General features: G+C 41.9%; 13 protein-coding genes. 6 read left to right on the top strand and 7 right to left on the bottom strand.

Annotation, left to right across the window (positions count from 1 at the left end; all coding sequences use genetic code 11):
• Nucleotides 1–90 precede the first annotated feature (90 nt).
• The 7 genes from yegQ to AUR67_RS05860 form a co-directional block, all read right to left on the bottom strand.
• On the bottom strand, nt 91–1476 hold the full coding sequence (yegQ, locus tag AUR67_RS05890; protein ID WP_054562626.1) for a tRNA 5-hydroxyuridine modification protein YegQ: 1386 nt from the start codon (nt 1474–1476) through the stop codon (nt 91–93).
• 196 nt (nt 1477–1672) lie between these two features.
• Nucleotides 1673–3220 carry a S8 family serine peptidase gene (locus AUR67_RS05885; protein ID WP_058584535.1) on the bottom strand — a complete coding sequence of 516 codons (1548 nt, stop codon included), beginning with the start codon at nt 3218–3220 and terminating at the stop codon, nt 1673–1675.
• Nucleotides 3221–3232: 12 nt separating this feature from the next.
• Nucleotides 3233–3814, bottom strand: coding sequence for a hypothetical protein (locus AUR67_RS05880; protein WP_058584534.1), 582 nt, complete (start codon nt 3812–3814; stop codon nt 3233–3235).
• Nucleotides 3815–4268: 454 nt separating this feature from the next.
• Complete coding sequence (locus tag AUR67_RS05875; protein ID WP_058584533.1) at nt 4269–4757, bottom strand: hypothetical protein; 489 nt, start codon at nt 4755–4757, stop codon at nt 4269–4271.
• An 81-nt stretch (nt 4758–4838) separates the two neighbouring features.
• Nucleotides 4839–7460, bottom strand: coding sequence for a hypothetical protein (locus AUR67_RS05870; protein WP_058584532.1), 2622 nt, complete (start codon nt 7458–7460; stop codon nt 4839–4841).
• Nucleotides 7460–8071, bottom strand: a complete 612-nt coding sequence (locus tag AUR67_RS05865) for a hypothetical protein (protein ID WP_058584531.1) — start codon at nt 8069–8071, stop codon at nt 7460–7462. The genes AUR67_RS05870 and AUR67_RS05865 overlap by 1 nt, the downstream gene beginning before the upstream one ends.
• 445 nt (nt 8072–8516) lie before the next feature.
• The gene (locus AUR67_RS05860; RefSeq protein WP_058584530.1) at nt 8517–9107 is read right to left on the bottom strand and encodes a hypothetical protein; all 591 of its coding nucleotides are present in this window, start codon (nt 9105–9107) and stop codon (nt 8517–8519) included.
• A 241-nt stretch (nt 9108–9348) separates the two neighbouring features.
• Between AUR67_RS05860 and ndk the strand changes: the two genes are divergently transcribed.
• The 6 genes from ndk to hisS all read left to right on the top strand — a co-directional run bounded on the left by ndk (nt 9349) and on the right by hisS (nt 16436).
• Nucleotides 9349–9780 (top strand): nucleoside-diphosphate kinase, encoded by a 432-nt coding sequence (ndk, locus tag AUR67_RS05855; protein WP_036972405.1) that lies wholly within the window; start codon nt 9349–9351, stop codon nt 9778–9780.
• Nucleotides 9781–9950: 170 nt separating this feature from the next.
• Nucleotides 9951–11081, top strand: a complete 1131-nt coding sequence (locus tag AUR67_RS05850) for a bifunctional tRNA (adenosine(37)-C2)-methyltransferase TrmG/ribosomal RNA large subunit methyltransferase RlmN (RefSeq protein ID WP_058584529.1) — start codon at nt 9951–9953, stop codon at nt 11079–11081.
• A 114-nt stretch (nt 11082–11195) separates the two neighbouring features.
• Complete coding sequence (gene pilW / locus AUR67_RS05845; protein ID WP_058584528.1) at nt 11196–13019, top strand: type IV pilus biogenesis/stability protein PilW; 1824 nt, start codon at nt 11196–11198, stop codon at nt 13017–13019.
• Complete coding sequence (locus AUR67_RS05840; RefSeq protein ID WP_058584527.1) at nt 13016–13903, top strand: RodZ domain-containing protein; 888 nt, start codon at nt 13016–13018, stop codon at nt 13901–13903. The genes pilW and AUR67_RS05840 overlap by 4 nt, the downstream gene beginning before the upstream one ends.
• A gap of 5 nt (nt 13904–13908) precedes the next feature.
• Nucleotides 13909–15027 carry a flavodoxin-dependent (E)-4-hydroxy-3-methylbut-2-enyl-diphosphate synthase gene (ispG, locus tag AUR67_RS05835; protein WP_054553525.1) on the top strand — a complete coding sequence of 373 codons (1119 nt, stop codon included), beginning with the start codon at nt 13909–13911 and terminating at the stop codon, nt 15025–15027.
• Nucleotides 15028–15161: 134 nt separating this feature from the next.
• Nucleotides 15162–16436 carry a histidine--tRNA ligase gene (gene hisS / locus AUR67_RS05830; RefSeq protein ID WP_058584526.1) on the top strand — a complete coding sequence of 425 codons (1275 nt, stop codon included), beginning with the start codon at nt 15162–15164 and terminating at the stop codon, nt 16434–16436.
• Nucleotides 16437–16442 lie beyond the last annotated feature (6 nt).

Here is a 16442-nt window from a genome sequence, read left to right as displayed (position 1 = left end):
AAAAAGGATAGTAAAAATAACTAGTAACGACAGTGAAATACCAAAAAAAGATGAGTTCAATGCGCTAAGTATGACTTAGCGCACCTTTTATTAAGCTTTTTTGAATGGATTACGGGTATCTTGGTCGGCATCTAGATTACGCATTAAGATTGCGTGATCTAAATCGATATCTTCTGGCAGAGGAATTTTAACAATATGACCTGAGCCTTTAGCATCGCTAATGGCTTCGCCTTTTTTGTTTTCCATAAAATCCAACTTAAAGTTGATATTCCCTTTTGGTGTCATAAGCTCAAGTGAATGACCAGTACAGAACTTATTTTTCACATCAATTTCAACTAAACCATTATCGTTGCGACCTAATACTTCACCCACAAACTGCTGTTTATCAGACACCGAATGACCGTATTCATAGTTTTGATAGTCTTGATGCGCATGACGCTTTAAGAACCCTTCGGTATAGCCACGGTGCGCTAAGTTTTCAAGAGTTTTAAATAAGTTTGCGTCAAATGGACGACCAGCAACGGCATCATCAATAGCTTTACGATACACTTGTGCAGTACGAGCAACATAGTAGAAAGACTTGGTACGGCCTTCAATTTTTAAACTGTGCACGCCCATTTTCGTTAATTGATCAACATATTGAACTGCACGAAGGTCTTTTGAGTTCATAATGTAAGTACCATGCTCGTCTTCAAAAGCAGGCATGTACTCACCAGGACGACCCTGCTCTTCAAGCATAAACACTTCATTACTTGGTGCACCATCACCTAGGGTTGGGATCACCGCTTTAGGGTCGATTTTATGCACCATTTCGCCGGTTTCATTCTCGGTGCCCGGTTTCACATCGTAGTTCCAGCGACATGCATTAGTGCACGTTCCTTGGTTTGGATCGCGTTTATTAATGTAACCCGATAGCAAACAACGGCCAGAGTAAGCCATACAAAGTGCACCGTGAACAAACACTTCAAGTTCTGTATTTGGGCATAGTTCACGAATTTCAGCGATTTCTTCAAGCGATAATTCGCGCGATAAAATGACTCGTTCAATGCCCTGCTGAGCCCAAAAGTTCACTGTGGCATAGTTCACAGCATTGGCCTGCACAGATAAGTGAATAGGCATATCTGGCCACTTTTCACGCACTAACATAATAAGCCCAGGATCTGACATGATCAGCGCATCTGGCTGCATCTCAATGACAGGCTCAATATCGCGTAAATACGATTTTACCTTGGCATTGTGAGGAGCAATGTTTGACACCACATACAACTTTTTATTTTGCGCATGGGCTTCGTTGATACCAACTTGCAGATTATCTAGGTCAAACTCATTGTTACGAACACGAAGGCTATAACGAGGCTGGCCAGCGTATACGGCATCTGCACCATAGGCAAAGGCATAACGCATATTCTTTAAACTACCCGCAGGTGATAACAACTCAGGCGTAAAAGGACGAGGGGTCAAAATAGGTGACGACATGAAAGCTCCACACATCGAACCGAGTACAAGTCGGTTGCATGAATTAATACGATAATGAAGCGCGGCAGTATAATAACCTGCCCAGTAATTTTATTGATCTAGATCATGATTGATTCATAGAGCTTATTGTTGAGTAGGTGACAAACGAAAAAAGCGCCATAAGCGCTTTGGTCATAACAACAATATAGGGGAGTAGTTAATGGGCTGAGCCATCTCCGCCACGTAATACGTTATTAGATGCTTTACATCCATTTTCAGCGATATAATCAACAGCCTCTTTGGCTTGCACTATACCCCAGCCGTAAGCATGATCATAACCCATATCCCCCTGATCATCGGCAGATGCCCTCAGTGCTAAACGAATGCCATTTGCAGAACACTCAGGATAATTACTCCATACCAATGCAGCTACGCCGGAAACATGGGGAGTTGCCATCGAAGTACCTGATTTAAAGTCATGATCTGAAAACTCAGCGACTGTTATTGTGGTTTTCTTACCGAGGTTGTCCATTAAATTAAGACCCTCATTTCTTGTCACAGAGCCAGCAATCATAGAAGTAGGGTTAATAGTGCCGATTAGCTGGCTTTGGTTATTATTACGAATAATAACTCCCACACCGCCATCCGCTTCACACTGCTCTACTTTTTTATAAAACGGAATTTCCCCTCGTTCGATTAGACAGATTTTTCCTGTTACATCTCCACAGCTCTGAGTACCTAAACCACAATCAACGAGCTCCCCTGTCACAGTACCAAAACGCGAGCCATCCATACCATAATATTGGAAATTAACATTATCTTGCGTGACATTAAATTTTGAAAAGCGCGCGCGGTCAACAGGCACAGTTGAGAAAACATTAACGCCTGGCGCTGCTAGTTCAATTTGACTGCTTCGCTGAGAAAAGCTTGCATGATTTTTAGTGCTATCAACCGCTGCGACTGAAATCACACTATCATAAGACGCAGGGTAGCTATGTGAAGCTTCACCAGCATTTCCTGCTGCCGCAACCATTAATATATTTGCACGAGCAACTTTATCTAACGCTTTTTCTTCAATCGGGCTTGAGTATTTTCCCCCAAGGCTCATTGAAATAACCGTTGAACCAGCTTGCTGGCATTCATCAATCGCACCGGCTAAATCCGAAGCGTAAGCCCAGCTACCATTACCTGCAAAAACACGCACAATATGCATATCAAGGGAATGATCACCGACAATCCCTGTCGTACCAAATTCATTGTCGATTGCGACAATCGTGCCCGCAACATGAGTACCATGACCAAATGGATCTTGATACCACACACCAGCACCGCCATCGTCTGAGCCTGTAACACCAGCACTCGGCAAATCTGGGTGCTCTAAGGCATAACCGCTATCGATTACACACACTTTTTGTCCGCCTTGATATTGAACTTGATCAGCTTGAACCATCTCTAAACCATACGGAATATATTGCGAAGCGCCTTCAGACATTAACTTTCTTGGTACGTCAGGGTAAAAAGTCTTTACGTTTGTAAGCCCTGTAACATTGGCTAACTGAGTTTTATCAATCGAAATTGCAAAACTTTCTAGTGAACTAAGCTCTTTTTCTATTTTAATATTATTTGATAACAACTCCGATTTAAGCGCTGAGGCTTTATTACTATTTGCTTCTAGAACAATTCGCATTGATTGATCAGCTAAAGAAGGAAAACTATAAGCAAGAGCAATGCTTGCCGCTAAAACTGTTTTTTTATTTATCATCATTAAACTCCTTCTCTACTCTGCGTTGTCGTCATTTTTGCTACTTGGGCAATCTTTCACTTGTACATTGCCACTTATTGTTCCGGCATTGTTATAGCCTTGGTATGGACCAGACTCGAGTAACATCACATTCAATAACCCATTTGCACCAAATCCAGATTTAATACCTTCAGAAATATCCATCATGCATGCAAAGCCAACCCCCTCTCCAGGCAGGCTAGGATTGGTTGAGTTATAATTAAACTCAACTTGATACATCCCCTCAGTGCAAATATCTTGTTTGCAAAATAATCGCTCATCACCAGACTCAGCCCCATCAGGTGATACAGGATCTTCACTACATAAGCCTGCACCATAAACCTGTGCGTTAAATGATACTCCTCCAGATTGTTGCCAATCTAATGCAGTTACATCTTTGTAATTTACTTTTCCGCTTACTTCTCCATCACAACGAGCTGCATGTGCTGTAAACACAGCTTTTCCAGCCCCACCCTTTGAATTAAGAGTGCCGCCAGCGTTAACTTGAGCGTCTAACTTTGCACATCCGCCCATAATAGCGAATGATGTGATTAACAAACCTAACTGCGCTTTTTTCATATTAATTCCTTGTTGTTTGTTTTATTAAAAACAGCTAAAACCACTCAATAATAAAATATATTTAATTTATACAATTAGTTATGAGTGACAAAACAAGTAATAGTGGAAGTAAAATGAGAATTCAACACACTAAAAAGGGTAAAAACTATGGCAAGAAAAAGCATTAAATTGACGGTAAAAAAAACCTTAATTAACAACTTGTTAAAAATTCTTTTACATAAAATAAAAGTGTATCAATCTGTACCAAAATGTAATCAAGCACTTAACTATTAAAAACACAGACACAAACCAGCACTTTAATACTATAAAATTTAGACTGAGTAAGGACTTATAGAGAAAAGAAAAAGGTGACCAATCCTATGGCCACCTTTTTAGATCAAACTCAATTAACTATCCAGGGTAATTGGTTTGGATTTGCTAATGTTAACAGCAAAGCCCTTAACATTGATATTTTTTATACGCCAGTTAAGCGTTCTCGGCGTTTTTTCCACAATAAGAACTGATAACCAAGTAGGCCATCGGCCTGTATATTGATCCGCCCACCTGCGGCTTTTATCACTTGCAATTGCTTTGGCTTATCGTCGAATTCAAATTTGAATTTATATGACGTCAGTGTTTGCTTAAGCAAACTAATGGCAAGCTGGTGCTCTTTTGCAGCTTGAATAGTGACCATTTCATCCTGATTAAAGCGGTATTTAATTTGTTTATTTGTTGCGATTAGTTTCGGCATCAAATTAGCGATATGTTCATTCCAGTGCGCAGACTTTTTTGCGTATTCCATTGAAGCCGCTTCATCTAGCTCCCATGTGGTCAACAGCTCTTCAGGAACATTAAACCCTTTGTTGCTTGAGCTTGCAGCTTGATGGGTTTGCGCACTAACTTGATCAGGAATAAAGCTTAGAAGACATAACCATATTATTGTTATTAATGAACTTTTATACATTAGCAGGCCTTTGTTACAAAGATATTGAAATAAAGGTCCAGCCAACGAGCCGGACCTTTAAGCGCTTAACACAACATAGTATTAGTCATTAATATGCGCACAGCGGCCAAATTCAGCACCTGCTGACACCGCATCAACCACTTGCTTAGGGAAGCTAAGTTCACGGTCGCGGCCGTTATCACATACAAATGCCTTATTCGCATCGATTTCAATTGATAACACTGCACCAGCAATGCCTGCCATGATCTCAGAGCCATCAGCACTTAGACCAAACATATTATCAGTAAGTAAGCCTTTAGCTTCAGTAACACCTTGCTTAGCAAAGAACTCTTCTGATGACATCCAGCCAATACTTTTTAAATAAATAGCGCCAACAAAACCGCCAGATAGAGGGCTACCAGCACGTCCGGTGATCATCGATAAGTCCTCATTTGCATCAAGAACCATCACTGAAGGTAAGCCAAATCCTAGTTCAACTAATTCTTCATGGCTGTAGCCTAGGTCGCAATAGTTGGTCCAGAAACTTATCGCAGGAATGTTGTCACACCAACGTAAGCTACCAATTTTTTGAGTTGTATTGGTTACTGTATCCCATACTTTTACGCCAGCAGGGCGACGATTTTCGATGGCGCCAAAGGCGACATAACGACCATTTTCAGAGATAACTGAATTGTCGATTGCACCAAACTCCGTGTAGGTATCAACAAGCTCGCCATTCACCCAAGCAATTTGCGTAAAGCCATTCGTTGAACCTGTAATGGTTTCGCCATTACCAGAGATACGATCTGCTCGCGCCCATGCCGTACGACGAATTTGCTCATCGCCATTCATAATAGCGATTTCTTTACCGCTACCATAAGAACGGTCAACCATTTGTGTGCCAGGTAAAACGCTTGCTTTACCCGTGTTTGCATCCCAAACAGTAGGCATACCAACTGAACGCGCAGCTTCGCCATCAGCACAGCGATTTGAACCATCGTATGGGAAGCGTGTTGTACCAACAATCATCTTACCATCATCATCCATATCCCAGATGCTATGTGAGCTTTGCCCCTGCTGACTTGAAAGCGAGCAACTATTCCCCGTTAAATCTTCAAGCATTGATACTTTGCCTGAGTTTATATCCCAGACGCCGCCTTGCATCACGCCATTATCATTAAAGTGTGCGGTAATGGCAGCTTTAGTGGCTGTTTTGTTCATTGCTGTGCTTGTAGAGCTTAATAAAGCGTAGCCATCAGGGCTTACTAAAGTATCAAACGAATTAGTCGCACTGTCGTATAAGAAAGGAATACCCGAAGAGGTTGTTCCAAGTGCCTTTTTACCATTTTTAGCGTGATCCATTACAAACGCTGAAATCAGTGGCGTATATTGAATACCGTCTTGATAACCGTTGAAGAACATCTCAACCTGTTTAGTTTCACCCGCTGAAACAACTATCTCTGTCATCGCACAGGCATTATCTATTCCCGGGTTCGCACTTTCGTTGTCATTCCAATATTCAGCTTCAGAAAGAATATTCGTTTGCTGAGTTGGGTAGCCACCTGCATTAATCTCTTGGGTATAAAGAGCATAACGTGCACCTGGTGTTAAACCATTAATGGTAAATGAGCCATCTGGGCCGATACGGCCTTGTGTCATGTTACCTGACTGTTGACTGATCACATCTTCATAGGGGTTATCAAGATTTCGTGCTATTAAATTAATACCAGAATACTCAACGCCTTCTTTTGTAAAAAGCTTTCCTTGAATACTACCGAACTTTGCTTTGTATTCCTCGGTAGGATAGAGGTCAGAAATATTAACAATATCGTCTTTTACATTAATCGTATGCTGATTAGAGCCTGCTGTTGAACGAACATTAATAAACGGGAACATTGTTTCAATGGCAGAAAAGTCAAGCATACTTGAACTAGTAAACTCTGTAACCCCAGCACAGCCCGGTACACCGTCGTATTGTGGGCTGTAGCTAGCCGACATATACACTAAATGGCCATTTGCTTGCGAGTGAGACATATTGATCGCATGGCCAAACTCATGGGTGAATACCCCACCAACTTGCGTGCCATCGGTATCATTAATATCAACATACCAGCCGTTCATTAAAGCTGTCGCTTCAATAATCTCACCGGTTTCTTCATCAGCCCATTCAGGGAAAGCAATACCCAATACCGAGTTGCGAGGCACACCAAAATAGTTTTCTAAAATGCCACCATCAGTGTCGTAATTGACCCAAAAGCCATAACCGTTCTCAACACCATAAATTTGATCAACATTTTCTGCAGTCACATCCGCAATGCCTGTTTTCTCAAAAATCGTACCCTGCACTGACATCTCGAAGGTCGACGTTTCTACTTCAGACCACTCTTTCACAGCATTCGCCGTTACTTTGTTGGCTTGCTCAATAGTTAAAAATGTATAATCTCGGTCAAGTTCAGTGTATGCAGGGATCACTGTGCCATCAGCTAAGGTAACATCAACGTTAAATACAGTGCCTTTTTCAAGTACAGTAAAGGTTTCAACATCGTTACCGTCTTTATCTTTGATAAGTTGGCCGCCATCTGTCCACACTGGAATACTGCCTTTTGAGGTGTCCCATTTGTATGGTTGCATTGTCGGTTCATGAATATAAAGTGGGCCACCGGCTAACGCACCTGTTGAAATAGTTGCAAGGGTTAATGCTGCTGCGATTTTAGAAAATTTCATTATTGTTGTACTCCAGACAGTTCACCTACTAAATCCATAAAAACTCTCACATCGACTGCACCTGGTGTGGTTAAGAGATTTTGTTGCTCTGCTGATAAGCTGCTGGTATCTAACCCTTCAAAAACGCCTTTGTTAGCAAAAATGTTTTCTACTTTGCCATTGCGCACTACAAATTTACCTTGAGCTAAACCAACGGTCGTTTGAAACCCTGTGATTGATGCTGGCTTATACATAAAGGCAATCACTTGTTCGCCTTCACGCCATTTAGAAAAGCCTTCAGGCGTTGCACCTAAATACACTTTGCCATTGCCCATAGAGCGGGGCTTGGTCAAGCCAAACTGACGAAAAGTGTAATTTGAATCCTCTTTTAATTTGCCTTTAGCATCTGACGAAACCTGAATAGTCACTTCGGTATAGGGACGATTGTTATCAAAACCATCTGTTACGCTTACCACCTGACCGGCAATAATGCTCTGTGACTCAACGGCCATCTCTTGTAAGTTTTGTTGCTTTAGTTTCATTGCATTGGCTGCGGGGCTCAAAGTCAGCATTGTGCCAAGTGCAAAAGCTGACGCGCATGACAACTTAGAAAGTGCACTGCGTAGTTTCATTGTTCTCTCCTTTGATTATTCAAATTAAAATGAAAGTGAGATTTTTTGTTTAGAAAAAATCAATTCACTAATATTTTATGATTGAATAAGTTCAGGAATTCACGAAAAACCATGTAGCGTTTTGTACACTTAAATTTAACATCTCAGTTACAATTTTATTGTTGATATTTTTCTCTAAAAAGATAGGTTAAAGAGCCAAATAAAAACAACATACTATTTACTTTCAACCACTTAATGAAAGCCCATTTTATCATCAACAATTAGCTTACCCGCGCAAAAGTGAACGAAAGGTTAACAATTCAGATTGTTTTTTACAATTTTTAGGTGCATTATGGGAATGGTAAATTAATACCAATTAGCTTAGCTAAGTGAGTACGTTCTAAGCGAGTAGAGATTGGGTATGTCAGCAGAGAAGCCCCGCTGACAATAGCTGATTAATAGCAATTTAAAACAGCTGCACTTCTTCAGTTTCAAGCGCAAAGGTTTTGCCGTTTGCAAAACTAATATCGATATAAAAAATATGACTACTTTCAACTTCAGGTGCTTGGTTAGGCTTTAGTTCAATAAATATAGGTGCAGTCGTGGGGAATACGCTTGCGAAGTCTTCAACACTGGCATAGTTGCCATCACTGTAATAATCAAAATCACTATTATACATTTCTTTGATATCAAACAGGCTATTTAAACTCGTACCAGCTGTGAGCTCACTGTTGTAATCAGCGCTTGAGTAAATATTAATAACTGTAATGGTATTCGCGCTCCCTAATACCACTGCTGGGATAGGACAGTCTGCATATTCTTTATTAGGGTCAGGCTCATCTCCTTCACTATAAACACCTTTGCCAGCACCGCCTAATTTTATGATATAGGCATCATAAGCGAGTGCTGTGTTAGCCTCGTTTTGCCCTGGGGTGACAACATATTTATCAATATCGATTGCCATGGGGAAAGGAGAGCATGTTAGCTCATCATTTGAGTCTGAATTACAACCCGCTAAACAGCTTGCGAGTAAACTGACCAGTAAAAGTTTTTTCATAATTGTCCTTATTAGTTTTATCATTTCCTGAGTTAATAATTGCCTATAAAATAGCCCACAACAAGTACTTAACTGCTAAAATTCGCTCACACTTTATACCCGTGTTGCTATACATGGTTAGGGTTCATGAAAATGCCATCAAATGACTATTTAATTAAATTAGGAATTTTCACGTAAAGCGCGTATAATTCGCGCCCGTTAATATTTAACCTTTTAAATTTAAAATTATTGGAGCATAAAGATGGCTTTAGAGCGTACTTTTTCAATCGTAAAACCTGATGCAGTTGCTAAAAACCACATCGGTGCTATCTACAACCGTTTCGAAACTGCTGGTCTTAAAATCGTTGCAGCTAAAATGGTTCACCTTTCAAAAGAAAAAGCTGAAGGTTTCTACGCTGAGCACAGCGAGCGTCCTTTCTTCGGTGCTTTAGTTGAGTTCATGACATCTGGTCCAGTAATGGTTACTGTTCTTGAAGGTGAGAACGCAGTACTTAAAAACCGTGAAATCATGGGTGCTACTAACCCTGCTGAAGCACTAGCTGGTACTTTACGTGCTGACTACGCAGACAGCATCGACGAAAATGCTGTTCACGGTTCTGACGCTGTTGAATCAGCTGCACGTGAAATCGCATACTTCTTCGCTGACGAAGAAATCTGCCCACGTACTCGTTAATTTCGAGTTCACAGCTAAGTCTGTGATGCAGAAGAAAAAGGGCTTTCGGGCCCTTTTTTAGTCATTAGCTAAGCCTATTGTAAATCTGTTTAGCTAATGACTAAGTCGATTAAATAATGTACAATCGCGCACCCAAACTACTTACCACCGTCACTGATTGAGGTTGTTTCATGACCACTGAAAAAAAGATTAACTTATTAGATTTAAACCGAGATGCAATGCGTGAGCTTTTTGTATCATTCGGTGAAAAGCCATTCCGTGGCGATCAGGTGATGAAATGGATTTATCATTTTGGCGTAGACAATTTTGACGACATGACAAACGTCAACAAAAAGCTAAAAGAGAAACTAAAAGCTGAATGTGAAATTGTTGCTCCTGAAATCTCAGTTAGACAACAGGCGAGTGATGGCACCATCAAATACGCCCTGATGCTACAAGGTGGCCAAGAAGTAGAAGCTGTTTGGATCCCAGAAAAAGACCGTGCAACTTTATGTGTTTCATCACAAGTAGGTTGTGCCCTTGAATGTACTTTCTGCTCAACAGCACAACAAGGCTTTAACCGTAACTTATCAGTATCTGAGATCATCGGTCAGGTATGGCGTGTTGCAAAAGACATTGGTTTAGATGGCGATAGCACTAAGCGACCAGTTACTAACGTGGTAATGATGGGTATGGGTGAGCCATTACTAAACCTTAAAAATGTAGTACCAGCAATGGAACTTATGATGGACGACTGGGGTTTTGGTTTATCAAAGCGTCGCGTTACATTAAGTACCTCTGGTGTGGTACCTGCTCTTGATTTATTAAAAGAGAAAATTGACGTAGCGCTGGCTATTTCACTTCACGCGCCAAACAATGAACTACGTGATGTACTGGTACCAATTAATAAAAAGTACCCTATCGAAGAGTTCTTAGCGGCGTGTCGTCGTTATATTGATGGCTCTAAAGCAAACAAAGATGTGACTATCGAATACGTTATGCTACAAGGTGTAAACGACAGCACAGATCAAGCACACGAATTGGTTAAAACTCTTAAAGGTACACCTTCAAAAGTGAACCTAATTCCGTTTAACCCATTCCCGGGCAACGAATATGGCCGTTCGAGCAACAGCCGCATCGACCGCTTCTCTAAAGTATTACAAGCAGCGGGAATTACCTGTATTGTTCGCCGTACCCGTGGTGATGATATTGACGCAGCTTGTGGTCAATTAGTGGGTGATGTTGTAGACCGTACTAAACGTTTAGCGAAAAAGAAAATGCGCGAAGATAACGCTATTGCGGTAAATGTTCACCAAGCATAAGCGTAACTTTTAAAGATAAGCCTTTGTGACAAACTCGTTATTTTTAAAATAATAGATGCAACACAAAGGCTTTTCGGTAAGATAGGCATACGGAATCAAAGAAGAGATTAGGTAATGCGTTCTATACTTGCCATTACTGTTGGTGCATTCGCATTAACAGGGTGTGTTACAGAAAACAGCTACGAAGGTAGCGACAGACCCGTTGTTGAAAAACAGGTTAATAATACCGGTGCTGCCCGTACTCGTATCGCCCTTGCGTTACAGTACTTAAAAACAGGCAACAACTCGCAAGCAAAATATAACCTAGAACGCGCTGCAGATTTTGCTCCTGACCTTCCTGAAGTACACTATTCTTTAGCTTATTACTATCAACAGGTTGATGAACCTGAGCTAGCCGATAAAGCCTATCAACGCGCACTAAAAATCGCCCCTAATGATCCGAACACCTTAAATAACTATGGTGTCTTTTTGTGTGGCATTGGCGAATATGACCGCGCAGCAGAAGAGCTTCTTAAAGCGATTGCAGTTCCTAGCTATATCCGTGTAGCTGAAAGTTACGAAAACTTAGCCTTATGTGCAATAGAATTTGATGACTTTGAAAACGCAGAAAAATATCTAAAATCTGCGCTAAACCACAGCTCACAGCGTCCATCATCAATGATTAGTCTTGCTGGTTTGTATTACGCAAAAAGCGATCTTCACAAAGCTGAAGATATCATTGAAAGATACGAATCGTTAGGCCGCGTAACCCCCCGCGCACTCATGCTCAGCTACTTAATTCAGCAACGGATGGGCCATATTGAAAAAGCCGAAACAACGGCAGGTATAATTTTACAAACCTACCCAGGTTCGAGCGAAGCAAAAGCAATTACAGCAGGGCAAACTAAACGCTCAGAATTTGAAATTCTACGTGAAAAATACCGTCAAGCGCAGCTTGAAGAACTGAAAATCTCAAGCGATAACAGCACGGTTAGCAAAGATCAGCCAAAAATTCGCATCGTGAAAAGAAAAGCGCCAGCTAAACAAGCTGTTGTTGCACAGGCGTCAGTGGCTGCTACCGGGCAAAGCCTTGTAAAGACCACAAATGTTCCAACAACTAATGAACAAACTCCTCCAGTTGAGCAGCCAACTGTAAACAAAACTCAACCCGAGCCACAAACTGTAGCGCAAAGTAATAAGCAGGTGCCTACTGAGGTAAACTCAGACAGCGAAGAAAAGCCCGTAACAGAGACACTCGCCTCTTCTCAAACGAGCGATACAACGCCAGAGACGCTCACAAAGCAAACTGACGAAGGTTTCCAAACAGTTTCCTCTCGTAAAGTTGAACAAACTCCAGTTATTGCAAAGCAGCAAACAGACGCGCAAACACCAGCGCAAAGTAATGATGAAGTGACCATAGTGTCATTTGGTGCACCGCAAACGCCAAGCGTTCAACAACAAACGCCAGCAAACTCGCAAAATACCAAAAATGATGCCAGCACTGTGGTGTTTTACGAAGCTGAAAAAGACGAAAACGTATTTAGTGGCAGTCAAACAACGGCGTCAACCGCCAATAGCACTGACTTTAGCGTGACAAACGAGCCGCTTAACTTACCCATGCTGAACGCAAATGTACCGGCGCTGAATATCCCGTATCATATTATTGAAAATGGTGAAAACCTCTTTAGCATTTCGGTGCGATACAATGTTAAACTACAGAAGATTTTGCTGTGGAATGGCTTAAAAGAATCGGATCGTGTACAAAACGGTACTCGCATTTATTTGAACGATCCGAACATTTATCACGACATCAATGAAGGCGACACACTCTTTAGCATAGCCACACAGCATAGCGTATTGATCGATCAGTTAATGCGCTGGAACAAATTGAGCCCAGATGTCGCCCTAGAACCTGGGCATAGACTCTTATTGGTAGATCCAGACTCATACGCATTATGAATGAAGAAAACAATTTAGAACAACCACAAGAAACGCTCGGCCAAGCGCTAAAAAAGCGCCGCGAAGACGCAGGAATGAGCCTTGAGCAACTTGCTGGTGCATTAAAGTTATCAGTTTTACAGTTACAACGACTAGAAAACGACGAGCACGAACTACTAGGCCCTGCGACCTTCGTAAAAGGTTATATCAGAAGCTATTGCCGTGAGCTTAAAATCGATAGCCAAGCCATGCTTGAATTACTGCCTGAGCACGTTGAGCCTGAGAAAAAGTCAAAAATGCAGAGCTTTTCTCGCCGCACAGAAAAAGAAGCACATGACAGCCGTTTAATGCTGTTTAGCTACTTTATCTTAGCGGTGATCATTGGTTCGTCAGTGTTTTGGTGGTGGCAAAATAGCAACCAGAATATCGAAGAGCCGGTCACGACTGCGATGCCAAATCAGCTCGAAAGCAGTGATATTTCACCTGACTTAGCTGTAGAAGCACCAGCTGAAGAAACCATTCAACCACTCGCTGAAGGCGAGCAAGAAATCGTTCAGCCTGAAGCTGATGCGCCAACGACCAGCAACGAAGCACAAAATCAAGCTGCATCACAAAACCAACCTGCTGCTCAGCCACAAACTGAAAAGGCAGATCCTGAGCACAGCGAAGTGGTGATGCACTTCAATGAAGATAGCTGGGTAGAAATTCACGATGGCAACGGCGATCGTATTGCTTTTGGTGTTAAAAAAGCAGGTTACGTTATGACAGTAACCGGCCCACAGCCGTTTAGTGTGGTACTAGGCAAACACCAAGTAGTCGATATTACTTTTCAAGGTCAAGCTGTCGATACCTCACATTTTGCCAAAAATCGCTTAGCTAAATTTACTTTACCGTTATCAGAGTAACCGCAATGTTTTCAGAATCTCCTATTAAACGCAGAAAATCGACCCGTATTAACGTAGGTAACGTGCCAATTGGTGATGGTGCGCCAATTGCCGTTCAGTCGATGACTAACACCAACACCCTAGATATCGATGCAACGGTTGCACAAATTCAAGCCATTCAAGATGCCGGCGCCGATATTGTGCGTGTGTCTGTACCAACTATGGAAGCAGCTGAAGCATTTAAAAGCATTAAAGAACAAGTCACTATCCCGCTGGTAACAGATATTCACTTTGATTACCGTATTGCATTAAAAGTGGCTCAGTATGGTGCAGATTGTTTACGTATTAACCCGGGTAATATTGGTAGCGAAGAGCGTATTCGTGCCGTTGTAGACTCTGCACGTGAGCATAACATTCCGATTCGTATTGGTGTTAATGGCGGTTCATTAGAGCGCGATTTACAAGAAAAATACGGCGAACCAACACCAGAAGCACTGCTTGAATCAGCTATGCGCCACGTTGAGATCTTACAACGTTTAGACTTTGACCAGTTCAAAGTATCCGTTAAAGCGTCAGATGTATTTTTAGCGGTTGGTGCATATCGTTTACTTGCCAAAGAAATCGACCAGCCACTGCATTTAGGTATTACCGAAGCAGGCGGTATGCGCTCAGGTTCGGTTAAATCAGCTGTTGGCTTAGGTATGTTACTTGCTGAAGGCATTGGTGATACATTACGCGTATCACTTGCTGCCGATCCGGTACAAGAGATCAAAGTGGGTTTTGATATTTTAAAATCATTACGCATTCGCTCACGCGGCATTAACTTTATTGCTTGCCCGAGCTGCTCACGCCAAGAGTTTGATGTGGTAAGCACCATGAACCAACTTGAAGAGCGCCTTGAAGACGTGGTTGAGCCTATGTCAGTGTCGGTAATTGGTTGTGTGGTAAATGGTCCTGGCGAAGCGCTGGTTAGTGATATCGGCCTTGCTGGTGCCAACCGTCGCTCTGGCTTATACATCAATGGTGAGCGCCAAAAAGCACGTATCGATAACGATAACATTGTCGACCAACTTGAGGGCTATGTGCGTGACTTTATCGCTAAAAAAGAGAAAGAAACGCCAATCGACATCAAAATCGTTGAATAATTCGCATATACTCGGCAAACCCTTGGGTTTGCCGTTTACCTTTACCGCTTAGACGGTATAATGACGGGTCAATTTTTTAGTTTTTCTTGAGGCGCGATTTTTTTCAGCGCAAGTACAGTATTTAGGATTTATCAGTGGCAAAACAAATTCAGGCAGTTCGTGGTATGAACGATTGTCTGCCAGGCGATACGCAAATTTGGCAGAAAGTAGAAGACATTTTACGTGAAACAGTTTCATCGTTTGGTTATCAAGAAATTCGTTTTCCAATTGTTGAATCAACCGACCTATTCAAGCGCTCTATCGGTGAAGTAACCGATATCGTAGAAAAAGAAATGTACACCTTTGCAGACCGTAATGGCGATAACTTAACTCTTCGCCCTGAAGGTACGGCAGTGTGTGTGCGTGCAGGTAATCAAAACGGTTTACTGTATAACCAAGAACAACGTTTATGGTACATGGGCCCGATGTTCCGTCACGAGCGTCCGCAAAAAGGCCGTTACCGTCAATTCCACCAATTTGGTTTAGAAACATTCGGCATTGCCACTGCCGATATTGATGCTGAAGTTATTTTGCTGACAGCCCAATTATGGAAAGAGTTTGGTATCAGTGAACACGTTCGTCTTGAGCTTAACTCATTAGGTTCAAATGAAGCACGTGCAGATTACCGTGATGCACTTGTTGCTTACTTAGAGCAACACGTCGATGTACTTGATGAAGACTCTAAGCGTCGTATGCACACTAATCCTTTACGTGTGTTAGATAGCAAAAACCCTGATGTACAAGCTATTTTAACTGATGCGCCTAAACTATCTGAGCACTTAGACGCTGAATCAAAAGAACATTTTGAAAATTTATGTGAACGTTTAGACGCTGCAGGCGTCGAATACACGGTAAATGAAAAGCTTGTACGTGGCCTTGACTATTATAACCGCACCGTTTTTGAGTGGGTAACCGATAGCCTAGGCGCACAAGGAACCGTTTGTGCCGGTGGTCGTTACGATGGTCTAGTTGAACAACTAGGCGGTAAAGCAACACCAGCGGTAGGTTTTGCAATGGGTCTTGAGCGTTTAGTGTTATTACTTCAAGCACTAGAAAGTGTAGGTGACATCCGCCGTAGTGCTGATGTATATTTGGCAGCCATGGGCGATAAAGCCAGCATTCAAGCGCCTATCATTGCCGCTCAATTACGTAAAGATGTTGCAGGTCTACGTGTTATGGTGCACGCAGGCGGTGGCAACTTTAAAAAGCAATTAAAACGCGCAGATAAAAGCGATGCTCTAGTCGCGGTTATTATCGGCGAAGATGAATTAGAACAAGGCGTTGTGACTATTAAGTACTTACGTGAGCGTAAAGAACAAGTCACCTTAAAATTAGAAGAAGCGAAAACGCTATTAGCTGAGCTTATTTAAGCCCAG

Origin of the sequence: Pseudoalteromonas sp. XI10, from assembly GCF_001469895.1 — a bacterium.
Taxonomy (GTDB): domain Bacteria; phylum Pseudomonadota; class Gammaproteobacteria; order Enterobacterales; family Alteromonadaceae; genus Pseudoalteromonas.
The sequence above is the reverse complement of the archived record's forward strand: the minus strand, read 5'-3'. Positions and strand labels throughout refer to the sequence as shown.

Bases quoted from the DNA above. Each gene is read 5' to 3' on its own strand.
- yegQ (WP_054562626.1), bottom strand. From the start codon at position 1,476: ATGTCGTCACCTATTTTGACCCCTCGTCCTTTTACGCCTGAGTTGTTA.
- AUR67_RS05885 (WP_058584535.1), bottom strand. From the start codon at position 3,220: ATGATGATAAATAAAAAAACAGTTTTAGCGGCAAGCATTGCTCTTGCT.
- AUR67_RS05880 (WP_058584534.1), bottom strand. From the start codon at position 3,814: ATGAAAAAAGCGCAGTTAGGTTTGTTAATCACATCATTCGCTATTATG.
- AUR67_RS05875 (WP_058584533.1), bottom strand. From the start codon at position 4,757: ATGTATAAAAGTTCATTAATAACAATAATATGGTTATGTCTTCTAAGC.
- AUR67_RS05870 (WP_058584532.1), bottom strand. From the start codon at position 7,460: ATGAAATTTTCTAAAATCGCAGCAGCATTAACCCTTGCAACTATTTCA.
- AUR67_RS05865 (WP_058584531.1), bottom strand. From the start codon at position 8,071: ATGAAACTACGCAGTGCACTTTCTAAGTTGTCATGCGCGTCAGCTTTT.
- AUR67_RS05860 (WP_058584530.1), bottom strand. From the start codon at position 9,107: ATGAAAAAACTTTTACTGGTCAGTTTACTCGCAAGCTGTTTAGCGGGT.
- ndk (WP_036972405.1), top strand. From the start codon at position 9,349: ATGGCTTTAGAGCGTACTTTTTCAATCGTAAAACCTGATGCAGTTGCT.
- AUR67_RS05850 (WP_058584529.1), top strand. From the start codon at position 9,951: ATGACCACTGAAAAAAAGATTAACTTATTAGATTTAAACCGAGATGCA.
- pilW (WP_058584528.1), top strand. From the start codon at position 11,196: ATGCGTTCTATACTTGCCATTACTGTTGGTGCATTCGCATTAACAGGG.
- AUR67_RS05840 (WP_058584527.1), top strand. From the start codon at position 13,016: ATGAATGAAGAAAACAATTTAGAACAACCACAAGAAACGCTCGGCCAA.
- ispG (WP_054553525.1), top strand. From the start codon at position 13,909: ATGTTTTCAGAATCTCCTATTAAACGCAGAAAATCGACCCGTATTAAC.